This window comes from Flavobacterium arundinis (assembly GCF_038289855.1).
Taxonomy (GTDB): Bacteria; Bacteroidota; Bacteroidia; order Flavobacteriales; family Flavobacteriaceae; genus Flavobacterium; species Flavobacterium arundinis.
The window spans coordinates 342,547-363,976 of the sequence record NZ_JBBYHR010000003.1 but is presented as its reverse complement, the minus strand read 5'-3'; the positions used below and the strand labels follow the sequence as shown (position 1 = coordinate 363,976).

Annotated in this window: 23 protein-coding genes and 3 tRNA genes; 20 read left to right on the top strand and 6 right to left on the bottom strand. The window is 41.8% G+C overall.

Features of this window, described 5'->3' with window-relative positions; genetic code table 11:
* Window positions 1–1,824, top strand: coding sequence for a glycosyltransferase family 9 protein (locus AAEO56_RS07330; protein ID WP_341696376.1), 1,824 nt, complete (start codon window positions 1–3; stop codon window positions 1,822–1,824).
* Window positions 1,825–1,850: 26 nt separating this feature from the next.
* Here AAEO56_RS07330 and AAEO56_RS07325 read toward each other — a convergent pair whose 3' ends face one another.
* The gene (locus AAEO56_RS07325) at window positions 1,851–2,660 is read right to left on the bottom strand and encodes a glycosyltransferase family 2 protein (protein WP_341696375.1); all 810 of its coding nucleotides are present in this window, start codon (window positions 2,658–2,660) and stop codon (window positions 1,851–1,853) included.
* 36 nt (window positions 2,661–2,696) lie between these two features.
* Entirely contained in the window at window positions 2,697–3,467 is a 771-nt protein-coding gene (locus AAEO56_RS07320) for a lipopolysaccharide kinase InaA family protein (protein ID WP_341696374.1), read from the bottom strand.
* Window positions 3,468–3,562: 95 nt separating this feature from the next.
* On the opposite strand from AAEO56_RS07320, the gene AAEO56_RS07315 reads away from it, so the two are divergent.
* The 3 genes from AAEO56_RS07315 (at window position 3,563) to AAEO56_RS07305 (ending at window position 6,368) form a co-directional block, all read left to right on the top strand.
* The gene (locus tag AAEO56_RS07315; RefSeq protein ID WP_341696373.1) at window positions 3,563–4,417 is read left to right on the top strand and encodes a glycosyltransferase; all 855 of its coding nucleotides are present in this window, start codon (window positions 3,563–3,565) and stop codon (window positions 4,415–4,417) included.
* Window positions 4,418–4,465: 48 nt separating this feature from the next.
* Window positions 4,466–5,527 carry a glycosyltransferase family 4 protein gene (locus AAEO56_RS07310; protein ID WP_341696372.1) on the top strand — a complete coding sequence of 354 codons (1,062 nt, stop codon included), beginning with the start codon at window positions 4,466–4,468 and terminating at the stop codon, window positions 5,525–5,527.
* Between the two features lie 76 nt (window positions 5,528–5,603).
* The gene (locus AAEO56_RS07305; protein ID WP_341696371.1) at window positions 5,604–6,368 is read left to right on the top strand and encodes a class I SAM-dependent methyltransferase; all 765 of its coding nucleotides are present in this window, start codon (window positions 5,604–5,606) and stop codon (window positions 6,366–6,368) included.
* Window positions 6,369–6,428: 60 nt separating this feature from the next.
* Here the strand turns inward: AAEO56_RS07305 and AAEO56_RS07300 are convergent, their stop codons facing one another.
* The gene (locus tag AAEO56_RS07300; protein WP_341696370.1) at window positions 6,429–7,292 is read right to left on the bottom strand and encodes a hypothetical protein; all 864 of its coding nucleotides are present in this window, start codon (window positions 7,290–7,292) and stop codon (window positions 6,429–6,431) included.
* A 130-nt stretch (window positions 7,293–7,422) separates the two neighbouring features.
* Here AAEO56_RS07300 and AAEO56_RS07295 point away from each other — a divergent pair, with 130 nt between their 5' ends.
* From AAEO56_RS07295 to AAEO56_RS07270, 6 genes are all read left to right on the top strand, one after another.
* A complete protein-coding gene (locus AAEO56_RS07295) occupies window positions 7,423–8,382 on the top strand; it encodes a CgeB family protein (protein ID WP_341696369.1) in 960 nt (319 codons plus the stop codon).
* A 12-nt stretch (window positions 8,383–8,394) separates the two neighbouring features.
* Entirely contained in the window at window positions 8,395–9,498 is a 1,104-nt protein-coding gene (locus AAEO56_RS07290; RefSeq protein WP_341696368.1) for a DegT/DnrJ/EryC1/StrS family aminotransferase, read from the top strand.
* Window positions 9,495–10,070, top strand: a complete 576-nt coding sequence (locus AAEO56_RS07285; RefSeq protein ID WP_341696367.1) for an L-threonylcarbamoyladenylate synthase — start codon at window positions 9,495–9,497, stop codon at window positions 10,068–10,070. The genes AAEO56_RS07290 and AAEO56_RS07285 overlap by 4 nt, the downstream gene beginning before the upstream one ends.
* Window positions 10,070–11,497 (top strand): CCA tRNA nucleotidyltransferase, encoded by a 1,428-nt coding sequence (locus tag AAEO56_RS07280; protein WP_341696366.1) that lies wholly within the window; start codon window positions 10,070–10,072, stop codon window positions 11,495–11,497. Before AAEO56_RS07285 ends, AAEO56_RS07280 begins: the two co-directional genes overlap by 1 nt.
* A gap of 61 nt (window positions 11,498–11,558) precedes the next feature.
* Window positions 11,559–11,918: a four helix bundle protein gene (locus tag AAEO56_RS07275; protein ID WP_341696365.1), complete on the top strand. Its 360-nt coding sequence runs from the start codon at window positions 11,559–11,561 to the stop codon at window positions 11,916–11,918.
* Between the two features lie 75 nt (window positions 11,919–11,993).
* A complete protein-coding gene (locus AAEO56_RS07270; RefSeq protein ID WP_341696364.1) occupies window positions 11,994–13,025 on the top strand; it encodes a COX15/CtaA family protein in 1,032 nt (343 codons plus the stop codon).
* Window positions 13,026–13,136: 111 nt separating this feature from the next.
* Here AAEO56_RS07270 and AAEO56_RS07265 read toward each other — a convergent pair whose 3' ends face one another.
* Window positions 13,137–14,177 (bottom strand): IS110 family RNA-guided transposase, encoded by a 1,041-nt coding sequence (locus AAEO56_RS07265; RefSeq protein ID WP_341696363.1) that lies wholly within the window; start codon window positions 14,175–14,177, stop codon window positions 13,137–13,139.
* Window positions 14,178–14,657: 480 nt separating this feature from the next.
* Between AAEO56_RS07265 and AAEO56_RS07260 the strand changes: the two genes are divergently transcribed.
* The 5 genes from AAEO56_RS07260 to AAEO56_RS07240 all read left to right on the top strand — a co-directional run bounded on the left by AAEO56_RS07260 (window position 14,658) and on the right by AAEO56_RS07240 (window position 18,471).
* Window positions 14,658–14,840 (top strand): CsbD family protein, encoded by a 183-nt coding sequence (locus tag AAEO56_RS07260; protein WP_341696362.1) that lies wholly within the window; start codon window positions 14,658–14,660, stop codon window positions 14,838–14,840.
* A gap of 438 nt (window positions 14,841–15,278) precedes the next feature.
* The gene (locus AAEO56_RS07255) at window positions 15,279–16,127 is read left to right on the top strand and encodes a transketolase (protein WP_341696361.1); all 849 of its coding nucleotides are present in this window, start codon (window positions 15,279–15,281) and stop codon (window positions 16,125–16,127) included.
* Between the two features lie 71 nt (window positions 16,128–16,198).
* Window positions 16,199–16,849 (top strand): hypothetical protein, encoded by a 651-nt coding sequence (locus tag AAEO56_RS07250; RefSeq protein ID WP_341696360.1) that lies wholly within the window; start codon window positions 16,199–16,201, stop codon window positions 16,847–16,849.
* 15 nt (window positions 16,850–16,864) lie between these two features.
* Window positions 16,865–17,818: a transketolase family protein gene (locus tag AAEO56_RS07245; protein ID WP_341696359.1), complete on the top strand. Its 954-nt coding sequence runs from the start codon at window positions 16,865–16,867 to the stop codon at window positions 17,816–17,818.
* 167 nt (window positions 17,819–17,985) lie between these two features.
* Entirely contained in the window at window positions 17,986–18,471 is a 486-nt protein-coding gene (locus tag AAEO56_RS07240) for a dual specificity protein phosphatase family protein (RefSeq protein WP_341696358.1), read from the top strand.
* A 70-nt stretch (window positions 18,472–18,541) separates the two neighbouring features.
* On the opposite strand, the gene AAEO56_RS07235 is transcribed toward AAEO56_RS07240, so the two are convergent.
* A complete protein-coding gene (locus AAEO56_RS07235; protein ID WP_341696357.1) occupies window positions 18,542–19,432 on the bottom strand; it encodes an FKBP-type peptidyl-prolyl cis-trans isomerase in 891 nt (296 codons plus the stop codon).
* Between the two features lie 79 nt (window positions 19,433–19,511).
* On the opposite strand from AAEO56_RS07235, the gene AAEO56_RS07230 reads away from it, so the two are divergent.
* Together AAEO56_RS07230 and AAEO56_RS07225 are read left to right on the top strand one after the other, a co-directional pair.
* On the top strand, window positions 19,512–19,898 hold the full coding sequence (locus tag AAEO56_RS07230) for an RNA-binding S4 domain-containing protein (RefSeq protein ID WP_341696356.1): 387 nt from the start codon (window positions 19,512–19,514) through the stop codon (window positions 19,896–19,898).
* 54 nt (window positions 19,899–19,952) lie between these two features.
* Window positions 19,953–20,444, top strand: coding sequence for a phosphoribosyltransferase family protein (locus AAEO56_RS07225; RefSeq protein WP_341696355.1), 492 nt, complete (start codon window positions 19,953–19,955; stop codon window positions 20,442–20,444).
* Here AAEO56_RS07225 and AAEO56_RS07220 read toward each other — a convergent pair.
* Window positions 20,441–20,956, bottom strand: a complete 516-nt coding sequence (locus tag AAEO56_RS07220) for a shikimate kinase (protein ID WP_341696354.1) — start codon at window positions 20,954–20,956, stop codon at window positions 20,441–20,443. The genes AAEO56_RS07225 and AAEO56_RS07220 overlap by 4 nt on opposite strands.
* Before the next feature lie 142 nt (window positions 20,957–21,098).
* Between AAEO56_RS07220 and AAEO56_RS07215 the strand changes: the two genes are divergently transcribed.
* The 3 genes from AAEO56_RS07215 (at window position 21,099) to AAEO56_RS07205 (ending at window position 21,408) form a co-directional block, all read left to right on the top strand.
* Window positions 21,099–21,171 (top strand) — tRNA-Lys (locus AAEO56_RS07215).
* Between the two features lie 27 nt (window positions 21,172–21,198).
* Window positions 21,199–21,271 (top strand) — tRNA-Lys (locus AAEO56_RS07210).
* A gap of 55 nt (window positions 21,272–21,326) precedes the next feature.
* Window positions 21,327–21,408 (top strand) — tRNA-Leu (locus tag AAEO56_RS07205).
* Window positions 21,409–21,430 lie beyond the last annotated feature (22 nt).

Genomic DNA, 21,430 nt, shown 5'->3' with positions numbered 1-21,430 from the left:
ATGAGTGAACTCAACACAAGAATATCCGCCCTTGCGATAGTTTTTAACGAAGAGCATAATATCCGTGAATATCTGCAAAACATGTCGTTTGCAGATGAGATCGTGGTTGTCGATTCGTATAGTACCGACCGTACCCCCCAGATCATAAAGGAAGAATTTCCGCATGTGCGCTTTTACCAGCGCGTATTTGATGATTTTTCTTCGCAGCGCAACTACACCATAGACCTGGCCAAAAATGACTGGGTAATATTTTTTGATGCTGATGAAAGGGTAACCCAAAAAGGTATTGAAGAAATAGTAGCTACGGTAGACAGCCATCCTGAGGAAGTTGCATTTTGGGTAAAGCGGATTTTTTACTACGAAGGACGGCCATTGGTAAACAACAGCCTGAACGAAGACCGTACGGCAAGGGTTTTTCGCAAATCGAAATGCCGTTATTCGGACAAGCTGGTGCATGAGCAACTCACTATCAATGGGAAAAGCAGGGTATTGAAGTATGCTATCCAGCATTATTCCTTTAAAGATAAAGAAGACTTTTTGAGCAAAAGGCTTCAGTATTCAAAACTCAAAGCCAAAGAATTTTATAAAGAAGGCATAAAGCCGAATATCTTTCATTTCACCGTGCGCCCCGCCTTTCGCTTCTTTAAGTATTATGTGCTTAAATTCGGATTCATTAATGGAAGGCGCGGCTATGAGATCGCATCAATACTAGGGCACCATGTGTACATGCGCTATGTGTACCTGGAGGAAATGTATGCTGAAGGCGGAGAGAAAATCCTGGTGATACAACAGAAAATGATAGGTGATGTACTCACGAGCAGCATTATCTGTGATTTGCTTAAGGAAGATTGCCCCACTGCACAGGTTGATTATATAGTACACGATTTTACAAGACCAGTCATTGAGAACAATCCCAATATAGACAACATCATCGTATTTAAGGAAGAATACCGCAAAAGCCGCCTGGCTTTGTTCCGGTTTGCCATGGCCATACGAAAATCGGAATACGATGCTGTTATTGATGCCTATAACAAATGGGAGAGCGGGATCATCACGCTGTTCTCGGGCGCAAAAATACGGATAGGCTACAAAAAATGGTATACGTCATTTTTTTACGACAAAACCATTTCACCCGACTGGAAGGCGCCCAACTCGGCGCTGGTACACCGCATGCAGCTTGCAGAAGCCTTTACCGGCAAACAGCACCCAATTGTTTACCCCAAAATATACCTTACCGGAAGCGAAGTAGCCGAAGCAAGAAAGGTGCTTGAAGCCCGCCTTGATACATCTTTACCTGTAATCATGATAAGCTTACTGGGAAGTGATGAAATTAAAAGCATGCCTGCACCGGAAATGGCTGCACTACTGGATTTTACTGTACAAAACAGCAATGCACAACTGCTTTTCAACTACCTGCCAAAACAGGTAGAACAGGCGCGGGAAATATACAGCCTGTGCCGCCCCGAAACGCAGCAGAGAATACTATTTGACCTTTATATAAAGGGATTGCGCGAATTTATGGCTGTCCTTTCGCAATGCAGTGCACTTGTTGGTAATGAAGGGGGCGCAGTGAATATGGCCAAAGCGCTTAATGTACCTACGTTTACTATTTTCTCGCCGTGGATCAATAAAAGCTCATGGGACATGCTTACCGATACCGATAAGCACAGTGCCGTACACCTGCAGGACTATTACCCTGAAATATATGGCGACAGGCACCCGAAGGAATTCAAGAAAGATTCGCTGGAATTGTATAAAAAATTAAAGCTTACCCTTTTTAAAGATAAGCTGCTTGATTTTTTAGAAAAGAATATTGGCACATAACAGTTAAAGCTGTACCACGGAATTTTTTATAATTCTTCTATTCCGGTAAGTGTACGCACCACTTTATTTTTGCGGGTATATTCCCTTATTGTATTATTGTTTTCCCAGGCCTCATCGCTCACATAGCCACGGGCATGGTCCAGGTGTATACAAATAGCACTGTAGCGTATCTGCCTGCTTTTGATGCCTTTATTAAAAAGCCTTTCGCCAAGTTCGCGGTCCTCACCACCATATTGCATTTTGGTATTAAAGCCGTTAACTGCGACAAGCTCTTTTTTAAAAGCCGATGCGTTATGCCCGTTCCATGAGGCTTTGGTAGGGGTTATAAAATTCAGCCATTTTGCCTTAAAGCCTTTTGCTGTGAGCTTGCCCAGTTTTTTTGCGGCAAGCCCGTGCTGTTTCAGCCATGCTACATCAAAACAGCGTTGTGCCAGTATATCATCTTTGCTAATAGCCAGAGAGGTAGCCATTGGCAACTTAAAGTACCCACCAGATAAAAAGTACCCTTCCCTGGCGTGGGCAAGGTGCACCGCTACAAAGTCGTTGCGGGGAATACAATCACCATCCGTAAAGATAAGGTAGTCGCTTTTTGCGGCTACAATTGCCTTATTGAGTATTTGCGTTTTCTGAAAGCCATTATCCTCCTGCCATACATGCACTAATGCCATAGGGATTTGCTTCCTGAGGCGGTCGATAAGTTCGCGTGTAGCAGGCCCGCTGCCATCATCAGCAATAATGATCTCAAAATCCTGTTCTGTCTGCACGCTAAAGCCCCAGATAACTTTTTCAAGCCATTCTTCTGCATTGTAGGTGCTCATTATAACCGATGCTTTCATTTTTAAGGGGCTAAACTTTTTGGGAGACAAAGATATTTATTCTGTTCTTTTTTTCAGCCCAAGCTTTTGCTTAATGCGGCGCTTGCGGTAGAAACGGTTACTAAAATACTGGGTGTATTTTAGCATAGGCGTTAAAATTGAATCGTAAGGCTTTCCGTAAAGCTTTGCATATTCATCAGACATCAGTTCCACCAGCCATACCTCCGGCGTTAGCTTGGCCATATTAATGACCCTTTGCTTCAGTGTCATTGTACCGCTATGGAAATTCATACGGTTGAGGTCTACCAAAAAGAATTCGTAACGTTCGTGCCCAACCTTTTTTATAAGAGTATTCCCCGGCGTATGGTCAAGGAATTCGATCCCCAGTTCGTGGAGCTTAAAAGTAAACTGCGTAAACTGCCTTACTATGATTTCATGTTCCGGGTAATCAGGGATTTCTATAAGCTGGCGAAAAGTGAGGTCGGCCTCCATTTGTTCGCTCATGTAATAACTGTCTCTGAAAGAAAAAGGGCCTTTGTTTTCAAAATAGGCTATGGGTTTTGGCGTACCTATTCCCTTTTTCAAAAGGATATTGGCAAACTCATAAGAGCGCCTTGCCTTGCTTTTCCTGAAGAAACGGTACACCACCTTGTTAACGATATTCGGTATCCTGAACGACTTGACATTTACTGTCATGCCACCTAAGGGAAACAGCTTTATCTTATTACGGCCGTCTATAAATAAAACACCTTCGGTGTCAAAATTTTCGATGATATGGGTGATCTCTTGTGTTTGCGGAAGGAATTCAGGATGGATGGTTTTATTCATCAGCAAATGCAAATTTTGTACAAAAGTAACTATTTTGCGCTTTATACTTCAAATAATTGCGCTATTTTTACCAAAATTAAACCTATAGCCGCTCTATGTTCAGCCATTATCTCATTACACGCTTCAACCTGAAAACCCCTATGTGGGACGTTACCAAAAACAACGAAACACTGCTTACGGATGAATGGCTGGAGCACCGTTTATGGTTGTTTGAAAACTTCTGCTTTCCCTCTGTGGCTGCGCAGGTAAATAAAAATTTTGAATGGCTTATTTACTTTGATGTAACTACGCCCGAAGCCTACAGGAAAGAGGTGGACAGGATTATAGGGAACAACAAAAACGTGAGGATTTTCTATATCGAGGGAATGCCTGCTTTTTACCCTGAGATACAAAAGCATATTGCAGCTGAGGCCGCCGGCAGCCCTTACCTTATTACATCCATGCTGGATAACGACGACTGCATATCCAGGAATTATATTGACGAAGTGCAAAAGCAGTTTGACAAGCAGGATTATATGGTAATTGACCTTATAAAAGGCTATTCGTTACAAATAAAGCCCGTAATCATGCTGGGCAAAAAAGAGCACATCTATAACCCCTTTATCAGCCTTATAGAACAGAACGACAACCCTATGACCGTATGGTCCAAAGGCCATAACCACTGGAAAAAAGAAACCCGCATAAAGCACATGACCGGAAAAAGGCTGTGGCTTTCGATCATCCATGAAAAAAATAAGGTAAATGAGTTCGACGGTTACGGCAATATAAATTGGGACGACGTGAAAAAAGAGTTTATAGTATCCGACGCTATAGATGCAACTATCAGGCGGGAAATGCTGCCCTTTAACCAATGGCGGTGGACGAGCTTTAAAAACAGGCTGTATGTAAACTGGGTGCTGTTCAACAAGCTTTTTAAAAAGTCAATAGGCATCTACAAATTAAAAAAATAGGAAGCCATTTGTCCGAAAAATCCATTGCTAATTTTACAAAATAAACACATGAAATCTGTTTTCCTGGAATCGCATAATATGAAGAACCGCGCGGGCGGACTGGGCACTTTCAATTATGAGCTCATTAAGGCCATTGCAGAAAAACCAACAGCAGATCTCGAAATTTATTTGAACCTGAAAGATCCGCAGCAGGCACAGGACGAATTTAAGGATACTTTTAAATATAAAAAATACAGCAGCCTGCAGCGCCATGCCCTCTTCAGGATACGCCAGAAATTTGATGTGTGGCACAGCATGAACCAGAACACGAAAATAGAGCCGTTTTCTGCCCCTAAAAAATACATCCTTACTGTACACGACGTTATTTTTATGGAACAGGGACAGGAGGCCGACAGGCAAAAAAATATAACGCTCTTTAAAGATAAGCTAAAGCGCGCCGATGTTATTACCTACATCTCTGAATTTGCAAGGCAGCAGGTACACAATCATTTTCAGGTACCGCAGGTGGAGGAAGTAATCATCTATAACGGCAATCCCGTTGCCCACACCGTGAATTTTGAAAGCTATAAACCGCAAACGCCTCCCGGAAAACCGTTTTTTTACAGCATAGGCGATTTCCTGGAACGCAAGAATTTTATGGCGCTTGTAAAAATGATCGAAATAACCAACGGTTACAACCTCATTATTTCGGGAAACAATGATAAGGGCTACGGGCAGGAAATTAAGGATTATATCACACAAAAAAACCTGCAGGACAGGGTTTTCCTTACCGGTAAAGTGAGCGAGGAAGGCAAACAGTATTATATGGCCAACTGTACTTCTTTTCTTTTTCCATCGGTAAACGAAGGCTTTGGCCTTCCACCGGTGGAAGCCATGTATTTTGGTAAGCCGGTATTTTTAAGCAACCTGTCGTCACTGCCGGAAATTGGTGGGGATGCAGCATTCTACTGGGAGAATTTCGATCCTGAATATATGAGGGATTTTGTACTGCAAAACCTGGATCATTTTAATACAAACCCATGGCATTATATTGAAAAAATAAAAGCAAGGGGCCGTTTTTTTAGCTGGGATAAAGCCGCTGATGAATACCTGAAGCTGTACCGCAAATAACTTATTTGTTTTATTTTAAAAAAAAAGGCTAATTTGGCTCCGCAAAAGTAAAACACGAATTACTAATAAAAATACTATGAAATTATTAGGGAAAGAATTCTCGAAAGGTAAAAAAGTACTGAATGATCCGGCTTTTAAGGACGCACAGGAAAAAAGCAGGTCTGAGCTGAACAAAAGGCCTACCCGTACCGATATAATAAACTATCTCCTGTCTAAGCTGAACAGGCAAACCACTTACCTTGAAATAGGTGTTCGAAACCCTAACGACAACCATGCCCACATAAAAGCGGATAAAAAATATGGTGTAGACCCCGGAGTGGAATTTAAAGATAACCCTGTGAGCTTTCAGCTTACCAGCGATGATTTTTTTACAAAGCTGGATAAAGGAGAGATACTTGATAAAGGCATTCTTTTCGATGTTGTATTCATCGATGGCCTGCACCTTGCAGAACAGGTAGACCGCGATATCATCAACTGCCTTCGCTATCTTAAAGACGACGGATTTATAGTAATGCACGACTGCAGCCCGCCAACAGAATGGCATGCACGCGAGAACTATGCCTACAAGCACAGCCCTGCGGGGGTGTACTGGAACGGCACCACGTGGAAAGCGTTTGTAAAATGGAGGCATGAAAACTCAGTGCATTCCTGCTGTATTGACACCGATTGGGGTGTGGGGGTAATTGCTAAAAATTATGCTATAGGCAACAGCATAACAGGCCCTTCTACCAATCCTTTTTACGAATTTGATGTACTTGATAAAGACCGAAAAACCTATCTTAACCTGATGAAGTTTGAGGATTTTAAGGCAATTATAGATAAAGCATTACCCGGAAATTAACCGAATACTGTTATGTAAAAAATCCCAATGTTTGACATTGGGATTTTTTAGTACCTAAATTTATTTGAACAAAAATTTAAACCATTGCCCCAGGTTCTTTTTAAACAGGAAAAAAGAAGGGACATTTAATTTACCTGAGCGTTTAAAGTTTTCCAGCAGTTCCTGTATTGTTTTGCCTGGCATGAACTCCAGTGTTTTCCAGTGCATGGGGTTTAGGTAGAAAAAGCCTTCCATCTGCTTATAGTTTGATTTGTTTACATCATCCCACTTTTGCATAAAGGCATCTTTATCAATATCGGTATTGTGGCCCCAGTTTTCGAGTTTTTGTACCAGTTCTCCCCTTTCCCTCGAAAGGCAGTCATGAAGCGCGATGCTGTTGGTATAAATAGACCTGCACTTGCAATGGCGGCCTACCTTGTAACCAGGAAAATTGGTTGCGACCATAAACTTATCCAGTTTATCCACATACAAAACTCCTTCATCTACATACTTGTAGAGATTCACCTTAAACGAGCATATCTGTACATTTTTGGCTCCCTTTTTCAGGAAGTGGCTTTTCGATTTTAAATAGTCGGCAAACGATTTGAAATCATAAAAATACTCGTCACTGTCCAGTTGTATCAGCCAGTTGCCGATTCCCATTTTTTCTGCCAGCATTTTACGTTCCCTTACCTCACACTGCATGGTGGTAAGTTCGGGGATATAAAACTCATCTTCATAGATCACAACCTTATTATCGGTGTCTATGGATTTTATCCAGTCAAAAAAAGCCGGGTCGATCTCAAAACCTTCCCCATTCCAGGTTTTCCTGTTTTTATCAATTGCTAAAAAAATGGTGTCGCTATCGGCATAAATGGGAGGCAATGCATTTTGTATCAACTTATAATCGTAGGAAACTAAAAAACCTGTCTGAATTTTATTCATGCGAAATGGTGCTTAAAATTTGCCGCAAGTTACACAATATCTGTATTTTTTTTCTACATACAGTATATATATGATGCAGCTGGCAGGAATTGTAAGGGCCAAATGCTTAATTTTACAAAAAAAACAGCGCATGAAGGTTTGCCTTATAAGTTTCGATTACTGGGATTTTGACCAGCATATAATAAAAGAACTTAAACAAAGGGAAGGTGTTGAAGCAGCACATATTGATATAAGCAAATTCAGCTATAAGTATGCTTCACCGCTGCACAGGGTCGCCAATACCTTTAATAAGGTGTTCCTGAAAAAAAACATCAAAAAGATAAAGAGGCAGGAACATGTCCTGGAGCAGCTTAAGGCTTTGGGCATGCAGGACATTATACTGGTAATACGGCCCGACCTGCTGGACAGGGATACCCATATCCTCATTAAACAACAGACAAAAAAGTATCTGGCTTATTTGTATGACAGCACAAAAAGATTCCCTGTTTTGCCAAGGCTTGAAAATATATTCGATGCGATTTATTCGTTTGACGAAGATGATGTTGCAAAATACAGCTTTACACACATTACAAATTACATTTACCTCCCTAAGCATGAGATTAAGCCATCCGCAGCATTTGACTACAGGGTGTTCATAGTCATGTCCGCAGATGAGAGGCTGCCATTGCTTAATACTATTGCAAAAGAACTGAACAAGCTAAAAGTTAGCTTTAAGTTTGTAGTGCGCGTGACTAAAAAAACAGATCCTGAGAACAATCCGGGTATAGAATATTCTGAAAAAGAAATCCGCCCGGAAGAGTTGCCCGGATACCTTGAAAAAGCAGAGATGTTTTTAGACATCGTGAGGCTTGGACACAACGGATTGAGCTTTAGGGTATTTGAAGCACTGGCTCACCAAAAAAAACTTATTACCACTAATGCGTCCATAAAAAATTATGAGTTTTATAACCCTAATAACATACTGGTTATAGATCCTGACAATTTAGCGATCAGTGCGTCGTTTTTTGAAACTCCCTACAACCCTTTACCTGAAGAACTGTATAATAAATATACTATAAAGCATTTTGTGGACACTATCTTCTTTAACTGATCTTTTTAGGCAATGATAAAATTTCTCGACCTGCAAAAAATAAACCTCCTGCACCAACAGGAAATAGAGGCACGCCTGCTGAAAACTTTCAGGAGCGGCTGGTACCTGCTGGGCGATGAGGTGAAGCAGTTTGAGAAAAACCTTGGAGAATACATCGGATGCAGACACGCAATAGGGGTTGCCAACGGGCTTGATGCATTGCGCCTGATACTAAAAGCCTACATAGAGCTTGGCGTGATGCAGGAAGGTGACGAAGTGATCGTGCCTGCCAATACCTATATCGCTTCCTTGCTTGCAATTACTGATAACCGGCTTGTCCCTGTTTTGGTAGAGCCGGACATTAACACCTATAATATAGACATTGCTAAAATAGAAGCGGCCATCACAACAAAGACAAAGGCTGTAATGATCGTACACCTGTATGGGCGAATAGTGTTTTCTACAGCACTGAAGGCGTTGGCACAAAAGCACAACCTTAAAATAATCGAGGATAACGCGCAGGCTATAGGCGCTGAATGGAATGGTATAAAGTCCGGAAATCTTGGCGATGCAGCGGGCTTCAGCTTTTATCCGGGGAAGAATTTAGGCGCTTTGGGCGATGCGGGCGCGGTAACTACCAATGATGATACTTTAGCAAAAACCATCAGGGCATTAGCCAATTACGGGTCTGAAGAGAAGTATATAAATAAATTACAGGGGCTGAACTCAAGACTGGACGAGATACAGGCAGCAGTACTGGACGAAAAACTGAAGTACCTGGACAAAGAAAATGAAAGGCGTAAGCAGGTAGCGAAGTACTACCTTGAAAATATAAATAATCCTGAAATCATACTGCCAAAGCAACCTGAAAATCAGAAGGAGCATGTATGGCACCTGTTCGTCATCCGGACCAAAGAACGGGAAAGGCTGCAACAGCACCTAAAGGATAACGGAATACAGACACTCATCCACTACCCTATACCGCCACATAAACAGGAAGCATACCCACAAATGCACCACTTGTCGTTCCCGATAACGGAGCAGATACATAACGAAGTGCTGAGCTTGCCGATAAGCCCGGTGATGACAGAGGAAGAAATAAAGAAAGTGGTAGAAACCATAAACAATTACAAATGAGCACACCCGATGTAAATACCGAAGTACATAATGCCTTTGAGGCCATAAAGAATGGCGGTATCATCCTTTACCCTACCGATACTGTTTGGGGAATAGGCTGTGATGCCACGAATGTTGAGGCCGTAAAAAAAATATACGCACTCAAGCAGCGCGAGGAAAGCAAAAGCATGATCGTGCTTATGAACAGCGACAGAATGATGCACACTGTATTCCATGAAATTCCCGAAGTGGCGTGGCAGATCTTAGACCTGTCTGAAAAGCCTACGACGCTTATACTGGACGATCCGCGCAATGTGGCAGCCAACCTAATCGCAGAAGATAAAACGCTTGGTGTGCGCCTCGTAAAGGAGCCTTTTTGTTTTAAGCTGATGGAACGTATGAAAAAACCGCTGGTATCTACCTCGGCGAATGTCAGCGGAAGGCCTACGCCAAATTCTTTTAAAGAAATCGATCATCATATTTTGGACGGCGTAGACTATATCGTAAATTTGCACCGTGATAAAATTGCCGCAAAGCCCTCGACCATTATTAAGCTGGGGAATAATTTGCAGGTGAAAGTGATACGCCCCTGATGGAAAACAAAACTTCATATAAAGAAGCCCTTAATAATACGATTTTCAGCATTACCTCGCAGGCCGCTACCGAGCTCAACGTTAAGAGTTATGTAATAGGCGGGTTCGTAAGGGATTTTCTGCTGAAACGCGACTTTAAAAAAGATATCGATATTGTGGCCGTGGGCAGTGGTATTGACCTTGCCCAAAAAGTTTCATCCCTTTTGCCGAAAAAGCCGAAAGTTCAAATTTTCAAAACATATGGCACTGCAATGCTTCGTTTTGAGGAGATCGACATTGAGTTTGTTGGCGCACGTAAGGAATCGTACACCGAAGACAGCCGCAACCCACATGTTGAGACCGGTACGCTTGAAGACGACCAGAACCGTCGCGATTTTACCATCAATGCCCTGGCGCTTTCGCTGGATGAAAGTGATTTTGGCACATTGGTGGATCCCTTCAATGGTGTGGAAGACCTGAAAAACCAGATCATCCGCACACCTTTGAACCCGGATATTACCTATAGTGATGACCCGCTACGCATGATGCGTGCCATACGGTTTGCCACACAATTAGGCTTTACTATTGAGGAAGAATCGCTTAAGGCTATTGAAAGGAATAAGGAGCGTATCAAAATAATTTCAGGGGAACGTATTATAGATGAGCTAAATAAGATACTGTCGGCTGCTGTACCGTCTGTCGGGTTTAAGCTGCTTCTTGAAACCGGGCTGCTGCACATCATCCTTCCAGAGCTTACCGCCCTGCAGGGCGTTGAGGAAGTGGAAGGCCAGACACACAAAGATAATTTTTACCACACGCTTGAAGTGGTTGATAATATAGCGCCCAATACCGAAGATGTATGGCTGCGTTGGGCCGCCCTGTTGCACGATATTGGCAAGGCGCCGACCAAGAAATTCAGTAAGAAAGTAGGCTGGACATTCCACGGGCACGAATTTGTGGGTGGCAAGATGGTGAAGAAGCTATTTGAGCGCCTTCACATGCCAATGAACCAGAAGATGAAGTTCGTATCGAAAATGGTGATGCTTAGCTCACGCCCTATCGTATTGTCGCAGGACATTGTGACCGATTCGGCAGTACGCAGGCTGGTGTTCGATGCCGGAGAAGATATCGAAAGCCTGATGACGCTGTGCGAAGCCGACATCACGACCAAGAACCCCAACAAGTTCAAAAAGTACCATAATAACTTTAAGATCGTACGCCAAAAGATCGTGGAGGTTGAGGAGCGCGACCATGTACGCAACTTCCAGCCGCCCATTACCGGCGAGGAAATCATGGAAATATTCGGCTTACAGCCCGGGCGTGAAATCGGGGTGTTGAAAGAAGCAATAAAAGAAGCAATACTGGAAGGTGAAATACATAACGATCACGAGTCGGCGTATGCTTTTATGATGGAAAGGGCCGGGAAGATGGGGTTGATTAGTAAGTAGCAAAGTTACAAAGTAGCAGAGTTGCAAAGTTTATATATCCGTAACTGATTATATTCAAACCATGAAAACTTTCAGAGATCTCCTGATTTGGCAAAAAGCCATGGCACTCGTTACTAAATGCTACAAAAAGACAAGCAAATTCCCAAAAGAAGAATTGTTTGCTTTAACATCACAAATAAAAAGATGCTCTGTTTCAATACCAAGTAATATTGCAGAGGGATTTGGAAGAGGAACAAATAGAGATTATCATCGGTTTTTGAATATTTCTATGGGATCATTGTTTGAACTTCAGACACAAATTGAAATTGCCTATAATTTAGGATATATCAATGAACCTGATTTTAATGAAATTTATAACGATAGCCGCGAACTTGAAAGAATGCTGAGTTCTTTCATTTCTAAAATAAAAGAAACATTATGATGGTCATCACTTTTCGAGAAAATGTGAAGCTAAAAAAACTTTGCAACTCTGCCACTTTGTAACTTTGCAACTATTATGAAAATCAACTTCCAGAAAATAACAAAGATAGCCTTAGTACTTGTGTACTTAGTTATCGTCGCCGGCGCATTAGTCCGAATGACCGGCTCAGGGATGGGCTGCCCCGACTGGCCAAAGTGCTTTGGATATTACATCCCTCCTACCCATATATCAGAATTGCAATGGTCGCCGAACCATGAATTCCTAAAAGGCCAGGTGATCATTAAAGATGAAAAGCTTTGGGTAGCCAATGAAACCTTTACTACCGGAACGGAATATGACGCTTCAAAATGGGAAGCATATACCAAACACGATTATGCTGAGTTCGACCCCATAGAGACATGGGTGGAATACGTAAACCGCCTTATTGGCGCACTTGCAGGGGTTGCCGTATTTGCCATGGCTGTGCTTTCAATTGCTGCGTTCAGGCGCACAAAGACAAGTATTATATTACTTTCATGGCTCGCGGTTTTCCTGATGGGATTCCAGGGATGGCTTGGGGCGACGGTGGTGTACAGCGTTCTGAACCCCGTAAAGATCACCGTACACATGGTAGTGGCTCTTGGAATTGCTGCCCTGATACTCTATATACTGGATAAAGCAAAAAGTCTTTCGGAAAATCTTCCTTTATTAAAGCAGGATACACTTTTTAAAACATTGCTGTGGGTTTCGCTGCTGCTGACCTTACTACAGGTTGTATTAGGAACACAGGTGCGACAGTTTGTAGATGAGCGTGTAAAAATGCTTGGCTATGAGAACATGAACCTTGTGCTGGACAACCCGCTGGTGGCGTTCTATGTCCACCGTTCGTTCTCATTTGTGGTCTTTGGCATCAACCTTTGGCTTTACCTTCGCAACAGGAAATTGAGCCTTGGCTATGCGAAAACAACCTGGGTAATGGGATTGTTATTTATAGAAATAGCATCAGGCGTTGTAATGTATTACTTAGATTTTCCGTTCGGGATGCAGAGTGTGCATTTGGTAACGGCTGCGATATTGTTTGGTATACAATTCTATATGATACTGGAAAGCAGGCGAAAAAGTCAATAATGCCTTCAAATTTAACCACATAGATTCTGTGTTGATATCCAAATTAAAAATGTAAATTTTTTAATATCTTTGTATCCTAAGACGGCCCAGAGCCAGTCAGTATAGAGTGCTTTAGGCTATTTGCTTTTGCACTCTATTTTTTTTTAGCTCATATTCTTTATCATAGGGCGCTTTGCTTTTGAATATCACATACACCATTTCCAGCAGTTTCCTCTGTACTGCTGTATAAGCTTTCATTTTGATTCCATGTTTTGCCACGATCCTTGCGTAAAGTGATCTAAAATTCTCATCATGCCTAACTGCTGTCAGCGCCGGAAAATGCATCGCCTTTCGAAGACTTTTATTTCCTCTTTTTGATATTCTTGGTTTCCCTTTTATTGAAGTTCCTGATTGCTTCTTTTTCACGTCCAATCCTGCATAGCTGGTCAATTGCTTTTTACTCCTAATGAGTTCAAAACCGTTAGTTTCTGCTAAGATTACTATAGCGCTTAATGCACCAATACCTGTTATAGTTGTAATTTCACTAATCTGGCTTTTTATGTTGTGATCCCTGGCTATTGCAGAGGTAATATCTTTCTTTATTTCCTTCTCCTGCTTATTTAAAAACTCAATTCTTTCTTTCAACCGGACAAGACTTTTTTCATTTGGCTCGGCCTCGTGTGTCTCTGCATGTAATTGGTTCTTAACCATTGCCCTCTCGCTGACAATCTGGTCTCGTTCGCGTGTAAGCTGCTGGAGGTATTTGTAAATCCTATGGGGACGTTGCCATAAATCCAACTTTCTTTCCAAGCCAAATTGTGCTATTGCCTCAGAGCAGGTTTTGTCTGTAGTAGTCTTTATCTCAAGGGTCCGTATATAATTGCTTATTTTGTTAGGCAGCACAATGCTTAGCTGACAGCCTTTATCGAACAAATAAAAGGCAAATTTTTGGTGGTACACCCCTGTAGCCTCCATCACATAATGCACTGGGAGATCCTCTTTAGTAAGTTTTTCTACCCATTGAACCAATGCGCAAAATTCACTTTCCTTGTTTTTAAAAACTTTATAGGCATAAAGTTCCAATGACAGATCATCAAACATTCGCCCTAAAGTAACAACCAGTTCGTCTTTGGCCACATTGACCCCTAATACCTGCTTTAAAACTGCTTTCATGTTTAAATTATTAAAATTAATAAAGTTAGGAATCCTTCTTCGTCTTTTCTCCTGGCTGGATATTCTGGTTATAGGGCCTTGCCCCATACCTTACATTCTGTTCAAACTCTTAAGGATAAAAAGGCGGGGTTTTATCTATGTGCGTACATACTTTGAAAGTTGTTTAGGAACATATGCACTCCCGCCAATTTCTACTTTGATTTCTAAATTAATATTCTTATATTTATTAAGCAAACATAGGAGAACATAGGGTATATAGTTAAAACTAAAAGGCTACATATATTCACATAGATGAAGCGTCGCTTCACACTTTGTGTAACTCAATTGAACTTTCTGCAAGGACATCAAAGACTATGCATCAATGTGGTTAAATTAATCCAGACAGTTATTTAGCAAACCTTTATAATTTCATTACCATCATTTTAAGAATTCCTGGTGTAATTTTACAATAGCGAAAGTAACCAACTAAAAATATACATTATGCCAAATTCAACTGAAATCCAGGGTGGCTGGGACGAATTCAAAGGTAAACTGAAACAGAAATATGCCGAACTTACAGACGATGATCTGACGTATGAGGAAGGCAAAGACGATGAAATGTGGGGAAAACTTGAGCAGAAGTTAGGCAAGGCGAAGAAAGAATTACTTTCCCTTTTCCAATAAGCCTTTTCCCTCAGGAAAAACTACCACATATTCCGAAACTGTTCTATAGGCAAGAAATTTGTTTATCGAACAGTTTTTTTTATTGAAAAAATTTCAGATTTCAGAATGTAGATTTTAGATTGAGCTTCACTCGGTTGTGCCACTCTATATGATACCTCCCTGTAAACATTTCAATGAAAAGTTCTGACAAACCATCAAAAAAATAATCTGCATATGTTGAAGTCTTTTCATCTGAGTGAAGCTTGCGTGAGTATCCCGAAAGCTTTCGGGACGGCATCCTGACGAGGCACGAGGCAGATACAGCGACCCGAGGCTGCAAGCCGAACTGGCGAAGCAATGGCCCGACGCCGCAGAGAAACGGAGGCGGCACGCCCAAATTAATTTGCCAGTAGTAAAAATTAAAAGTACTTTTGCACCAGTTTAATTTTAATCTGACAAATGAAGCCTAACACACAACAACTAAACGACTTAACTATTCAGGTAAGAAGGGACATCCTTCGCATGGTGCATGCCGTAAACTCCGGCCACCCGGGCGGATCATTGGGATGTACCGAATTCCTGGTGGCGCTTTACCAGGTTTTGATGGACCGCAAAGAAGGATTTGACATGGACGGTATCAACGAAGACCTGTTTTTCCTTTCGAACGGCCACATTTCGCCTGTATTTTACAGCGTCCTCGCCCGAAGCGGCTATTTTCCTGTAGCAGAGCTGGCTACTTTCCGCCTTATCAATTCAAGGCTTCAGGGCCACCCAACCACACACGAAGGCCTTCCGGGTGTACGTGTAGCATCGGGTTCGCTTGGACAGGGAATGAGCGTTGCCCTTGGTGCAGCACAAACCAAAAAACTTAACGGCGACAGCCACCTTGTTTACAGCCTGCATGGCGATGGCGAACTTCAGGAAGGGCAAAACTGGGAAGCTATTATGTATGCTGCGGCTTACAAAGTAGATAATATCATTTCGACCATCGACGTTAACGGAAAACAGATCGACGGCCCAACTGACGAGGTACTGCCGATGGGAAGCCTTAGCGCAAAATTCGTAGCCTTCGGATGGGATGTGGTTGAAATTCCACAAGGGAATAATCTTGAAGCAATCATACTCGGCATGACCGAAGCCAAAGCACGTACAGGACAAGGAAAACCGGTTTGTGTATTGCTGCATACCGAAATGGGCAACGGTGTTGACTACATGATGCATACCCACGCATGGCACGGGAAAGCGCCGAACGATGAGCAGCTTGAGGCTGCGTTTTCGCAAAACGCCATGACCCTGGGAGACTATTAGTACATTTAAGAATTCGGATTTAGATTTTAGATTGAGTGACAATCTGAAATTCAGGATCTAATATGAAAAATATGAAAAGATTTTTATTAGCGCTTTCTGTTCTTTTCGCCTTTAGTGTACAGGCGCAGGATTACCAGTTCGACTACTTATTGGAATATGTAAACGGATCGGGCGACGCTGTCAATTACTACATTAATTCGAAAGATAAAAGCTATGTATTGAATGATAGCGAGTTCCAAAACATTATCAGGGAAGACTATGTGATCAGCTTCAATATTTCATTGAAAGGTGAGAAAAGGATCACTTCGGTATTTGCCGATAAATTTGAAGACAATCCTGCCAAAGTAGAGGAAATAAAATGGGACCATTCCCTCATCACAGAAAATGGTTTTAAGTGCAGGAAATATATTTACAAGACGCTTGTAGTAGACGGCGAGGGTGACGAAGCTGTAACAAGGCCTATTACCTATGAAATGTATATTATGGACGATCCTCTAAATACACTCGCTACGCTAAATCAAAATGAACTTTTATTTCCTGATAACATAAAGTTTGAGGGGCTGCCAAAAGGCACAATTGTTAGGTTTAAAAACATTGAGGATGATTATTTTAGCGAATATGATGTTCTTATACTCAAAAAGATAACCAAGCTTGACAAGCCCGTTACTATGGAAATCGACAATAAGCAGGTAATGAAATTTCTTTTAAAAAATCAGGACTAACAACACAACATTATCATGAAAAAATATACAAATACAGGAAATAAAGATACGCGTTCGGGTTTTGGCGCAGGCCTTACCGAACTTGGGCAGACGAATGAAAATGTAGTTGCACTTTGCGCCGACCTTATCGGGTCGCTGAAAATGGACGACTTTAAAAAGAACCATCCGGAACGTTTCTTCCAGATGGGTATTGCCGAAGCCAACATGATAGGTATGGCTGCCGGTATGACCATTGGCGGGAAAATACCTTTTACAGGGACGTTCGCTAACTTCTCTACAGGAAGGGTTTATGACCAGATACGCCAGTCGGTTGCCTACTCAGACAAGAATGTAAAAATATGCGCATCGCACGCCGGGCTTACCCTTGGTGAAGATGGCGCAACCCACCAGATCCTTGAAGATATCGGCCTTATGAAGATGCTTCCGGGTATGACGGTTATCAATACCTGCGATTACAACCAGACAAAAGCTGCGACTTTAGCTATTGCAGACCACCACGGGCCGGTTTACCTCCGTTTCGGAAGGCCGTCTGTTCCGAATTTTACGCCTGAGAATGGTGAATTCAAGATCGGCAAGGCAGTAGTGCTTAATGAAGGTACGGATGTAACGATAATCGCCACAGGCCACCTGGTGTGGGAAGCGTTGGTTGCCGCCGAGGCTTTGGAAGCAAAAGGTATTTCTGCCGAAGTGATCAACATACATACTATCAAGCCGCTTGATGAGGAAGCTATCCTTAAATCGGTAGCAAAGACAGGTTGTGTGGTGACTGCGGAAGAACACAATATCCTTGGAGGCCTGGGAGAGAGCGTTGCCCGCACACTGGCGCTTAACACCCCTGCCCCGCAGGAATTTGTTGCCGTAAACGACAGCTTTGGAGAATCAGGTACACCTGCCCAGCTTATGGACAAGTACAAGCTGAACAATCAGGCTATAGCAGAAGCCGCTGAAAAAGTGATAAAGAGGAAATAATTTTCTTCATTATATAAATGGATCCCGTTCTGAAAAGAGCGGGATTTTTTTGTTCATAGTGCAAAATTATTAAAACATGTTGAATTATTTAAATATCTAACTTTACAATAAAACATTTTATATCAAAAGTTGACACCAAAAAATAATTTTTATAATTCCTGATCGCAATGAGACAAATTAAAGATTTACGACTGTTTATTGGAACTAAAGAACAATATCAAATTGCATATAATAGAGGTATGAAAATAGTTTGTGCGCTTAATAGAGCAAATGGATACGTATCACATCAATCTGTAGTTGGTTGGCGCGGAAAAGGTTGTAATCCTGATAGTCTATATTATTTATATAAAAGAGAACCAGATGCTATATATTTAAATATGATTGATGGAGATGACCCTAAGTATGTAAATGATGCTATGATAAATCCTGCATTAGATTTTATACATCAACATCTCAATGACGGAAATGAAGTATTTATATATTGTAGTCTCGGAGAATCTCGGAGTCCCTCAATTGCTTTAATGTATTTATTGGAAAAAAATTTAATTGAAAAAAATTCAGAAACTCTTACTTTTTTCCAAAAAGAATATTATCCTTCCTTTAATCCAAAAAAAGGAAATTTATTTTATATTAAAAATCGTTGGAATATATAAATTATGATATATACAAAAAATCCCGATGCTTAATGACATCGGGATCTTTGTTATAATTTTATCGCTTTAGTTAGAAACACGCAGGATCAAGGTGTTTCTTAAGCGTACCTCCTGTACAGGTAGGTATCTCGTCGAAATCGTAGGAGTCGCCAGTTTCAGGATCTTCTATCTCATTTTTTGTAAAGTGACCATCGCCATCATCATCTGTATCAAGATAGTTTGGCAGGTCGTCCCCATCGGTGTCATAGTCATTCAGGTCGATACCATCAGCAGTCTCAAACTTATTAAGTATACCATCGCCATCCACATCAGTATATTGAAGCTGATACATCTTAAAAGTGAAGATCATTGAATCATACGCCGACACAGCTGATGAAGGTGATGAGTTATAATAGGCCAAACCGGAAGGAAGGAACATGGCGCCAGCCCCATAGCCTTCGAAAGTTGCAGGATTACTTGGGTCAACATCTACATAGATGCCGGTTTTAAACAATGGGATTATTTCCTGCCAGCCTTCAATTGAATTGTATAGAGGCGAAAGCGATTGTGGGTATGGCTGGGAATCAAACTGGACACCGGAAAATAACGTGCCGCTATAAGCAACAAGTACGTTATCGGCCCTGGTTGCCGCCTCGCCAACACCTTCATTAAATACCAGGTAGTACACAGTATAATCAACGCTGTTACTATTCACAATTTTGTTACGCAAAGGGTATTCCGTCTGGTCCCATATCGAAGTCTGGGTGCCGCCTTCAGGTATGGCAAAAAAGACTGCATCAAGAGTGACAGGATCAACAACCATATAATGCGTTTTGAGGTAATTTTCTATGTCAACTTTCTCAGTAGCATATTGTACCGCGTAGTCTCTTGGGGGTACAGTATTAGGACCATCGTCTTTTTTACAGGCAGCAAACAGGGTAATTATTGAAAGAAGGCCGAAAGCCTTTAAAAATCTATTCATTTTAATTTTTTTAATGGCGCAAGATACAATTTTCATTTATTTTTGTATGGCATTATAACAATGATTTTTAAGAATTAGTATGAGGATCGATAAATATTTGTGGTGCACGCGCTACTACAAAACCCGCAGCCTTGCCACACAGGCGATACAAAAAGGCCATGTTACCGTAAACGGACAACAGGCAAAAGCTTCGAGGGATGTTTTCCCTTCGGATAAGATATCTGTGCGGCGCGACCAGATCAATTATATCCTGTCGGTACTGGACATACCCAAAAGCCGCGTAGGCCCTAAACTGGTGGATATCTACCGCAAGGATGAAACCCCTCCGGAATCTTTTGAGCACCTTGAGATGTTGCGCCTTACAAAAGAGCATTACCGCGCTAAAGGTACCGGAAGGCCAACTAAAAAAGACCGACGCGACCTGGACGATTATGGCGATGATATTGATGACCCTGATTTCGAATAAAAACCTGTACAGACAACACTTTTATTTATCCTTAGACAATACACAACAACAACAATGAATATCATACTCACACAACAGGAAATAGCACATAAAACCAGACGAATTGCCTACCAGATCTATGAGACATTTCCTGATGAGACCGAAGTGGTAATTGCCGGAATTGCCAGTAATGGCTACCTTTTCTCCAAAATGATAGCCGCTGAGTTGGGAAAAATAGCGCCCTTACAAGTCATATTGTGTGAAGTAACACTGAACAAAGAGAAGCCGCTGGAAAAAGTACTTACGTCACTTCCCCCGGAAGGATACACCAATAAAGCGCTGGTACTTGTAGATGATGTGCTCAATAGCGGCACAACGCTCATATATGGTGTAAAGCATTTTCTTGAGGTGCCTTTAAAAAAATTCAAGACAGCGGTACTGGTAGACCGCAACCACAAGCAATACCCGGTAAAAGCCGATTTCAAAGGCCTGTCGCTATCAACATCACTCAGGGAGCGCGTACAGGTGGTACTTACAGATGATGAGCAATATGCTTACCTGGATTAAAACAGGCTCATGATCTGGTTAATGACATCTTCAGGCGACCTGCCATCGGTTACAACTACATGTTTTGCCTGATGGTAATAATAGCTCCTGTCGAATAGATGCTTTGCAACATACTCGTGTAATTCATCATCGGGCAGTTTTTCAAGCAACGGCCTTTCCTTTCCCTGTTGGCGTAAACGCTTTACAAGCTCATCAATACCCGTTTTGAGGTAAACCGATATTACATCATCCTGCTGTAAAAAAAGGTGGTTGTTGGCGTAGCACGGCGTACCCCCTCCCAGGGAGAGGATAAAACCATTTTCATTTTCAAGCAGTGCTTTCAGATTGTCATGCTCCAACCTGCGAAATGTTATCTCACCGTCTTCCGCAAAAATCCGGGAAACACTTTTATCTGTCTTTTTTTCGATAACCTCATCAAGATCGAGAACCGGCATGCCGGATGCTTTACCCAATAAACGGGCAATTGTTGTCTTGCCCGAAGCCATATATCCGCACAGTAGTATCTTTTTCATAGTAATAAGCCCTTATAAATTAAGGCATTGAATAATTTAGTAAAAAAAAACTCAAATTTATAATAATTTAGCTTTGAATAATTAATAATACATCCGTATATTTGCACCCGCATTCAGGGAATGAAATAAGGTACAAAATAATGACTCGGTAGCTCAGCCGGTAGAGCACATCACTTTTAATGATGGGGTCCTGGGTTCGAATCCCAGCCGGGTCACAAAAACCTTATATTTCCTAATGCTACGACTCGGTAGCTCAGCCGGTAGAGCACATCACTTTTAATGATGGGGTCCTGGGTTCGAATCCCAGCCGGGTCACAAAAAGTTAAGCCGCCATTATGCAAGCTTAACTTTTTTTATTTAAAGTACTACCGGCCACGTGGAGAAATTGGTAGACTCGCCATCTTGAGGGGGTGGTGCTGCAAGGCGTATGGGTTCGAATCCCATCGTGGTCACTTAGAATCGCAATCATCAGTA

What these genes read in the sequence shown, in the direction of transcription:
- AAEO56_RS07330 (WP_341696376.1), top strand. Translation starts at nt 1, where the DNA reads ATGAGTGAACTCAACACAAGAATATCCGCCCTTGCGATAGTTTTTAAC.
- AAEO56_RS07325 (WP_341696375.1), bottom strand. Translation starts at nt 2,660, where the DNA reads ATGAAAGCATCGGTTATAATGAGCACCTACAATGCAGAAGAATGGCTT.
- AAEO56_RS07320 (WP_341696374.1), bottom strand. Translation starts at nt 3,467, where the DNA reads ATGAATAAAACCATCCATCCTGAATTCCTTCCGCAAACACAAGAGATC.
- AAEO56_RS07315 (WP_341696373.1), top strand. Translation starts at nt 3,563, where the DNA reads ATGTTCAGCCATTATCTCATTACACGCTTCAACCTGAAAACCCCTATG.
- AAEO56_RS07310 (WP_341696372.1), top strand. Translation starts at nt 4,466, where the DNA reads ATGAAATCTGTTTTCCTGGAATCGCATAATATGAAGAACCGCGCGGGC.
- AAEO56_RS07305 (WP_341696371.1), top strand. Translation starts at nt 5,604, where the DNA reads ATGAAATTATTAGGGAAAGAATTCTCGAAAGGTAAAAAAGTACTGAAT.
- AAEO56_RS07300 (WP_341696370.1), bottom strand. Translation starts at nt 7,292, where the DNA reads ATGAATAAAATTCAGACAGGTTTTTTAGTTTCCTACGATTATAAGTTG.
- AAEO56_RS07295 (WP_341696369.1), top strand. Translation starts at nt 7,423, where the DNA reads ATGAAGGTTTGCCTTATAAGTTTCGATTACTGGGATTTTGACCAGCAT.
- AAEO56_RS07290 (WP_341696368.1), top strand. Translation starts at nt 8,395, where the DNA reads ATGATAAAATTTCTCGACCTGCAAAAAATAAACCTCCTGCACCAACAG.
- AAEO56_RS07285 (WP_341696367.1), top strand. Translation starts at nt 9,495, where the DNA reads ATGAGCACACCCGATGTAAATACCGAAGTACATAATGCCTTTGAGGCC.
- AAEO56_RS07280 (WP_341696366.1), top strand. Translation starts at nt 10,070, where the DNA reads ATGGAAAACAAAACTTCATATAAAGAAGCCCTTAATAATACGATTTTC.
- AAEO56_RS07275 (WP_341696365.1), top strand. Translation starts at nt 11,559, where the DNA reads ATGAAAACTTTCAGAGATCTCCTGATTTGGCAAAAAGCCATGGCACTC.
- AAEO56_RS07270 (WP_341696364.1), top strand. Translation starts at nt 11,994, where the DNA reads ATGAAAATCAACTTCCAGAAAATAACAAAGATAGCCTTAGTACTTGTG.
- AAEO56_RS07265 (WP_341696363.1), bottom strand. Translation starts at nt 14,177, where the DNA reads ATGAAAGCAGTTTTAAAGCAGGTATTAGGGGTCAATGTGGCCAAAGAC.
- AAEO56_RS07260 (WP_341696362.1), top strand. Translation starts at nt 14,658, where the DNA reads ATGCCAAATTCAACTGAAATCCAGGGTGGCTGGGACGAATTCAAAGGT.
- AAEO56_RS07255 (WP_341696361.1), top strand. Translation starts at nt 15,279, where the DNA reads ATGAAGCCTAACACACAACAACTAAACGACTTAACTATTCAGGTAAGA.
- AAEO56_RS07250 (WP_341696360.1), top strand. Translation starts at nt 16,199, where the DNA reads ATGAAAAGATTTTTATTAGCGCTTTCTGTTCTTTTCGCCTTTAGTGTA.
- AAEO56_RS07245 (WP_341696359.1), top strand. Translation starts at nt 16,865, where the DNA reads ATGAAAAAATATACAAATACAGGAAATAAAGATACGCGTTCGGGTTTT.
- AAEO56_RS07240 (WP_341696358.1), top strand. Translation starts at nt 17,986, where the DNA reads ATGAGACAAATTAAAGATTTACGACTGTTTATTGGAACTAAAGAACAA.
- AAEO56_RS07235 (WP_341696357.1), bottom strand. Translation starts at nt 19,432, where the DNA reads ATGAATAGATTTTTAAAGGCTTTCGGCCTTCTTTCAATAATTACCCTG.
- AAEO56_RS07230 (WP_341696356.1), top strand. Translation starts at nt 19,512, where the DNA reads ATGAGGATCGATAAATATTTGTGGTGCACGCGCTACTACAAAACCCGC.
- AAEO56_RS07225 (WP_341696355.1), top strand. Translation starts at nt 19,953, where the DNA reads ATGAATATCATACTCACACAACAGGAAATAGCACATAAAACCAGACGA.
- AAEO56_RS07220 (WP_341696354.1), bottom strand. Translation starts at nt 20,956, where the DNA reads ATGAAAAAGATACTACTGTGCGGATATATGGCTTCGGGCAAGACAACA.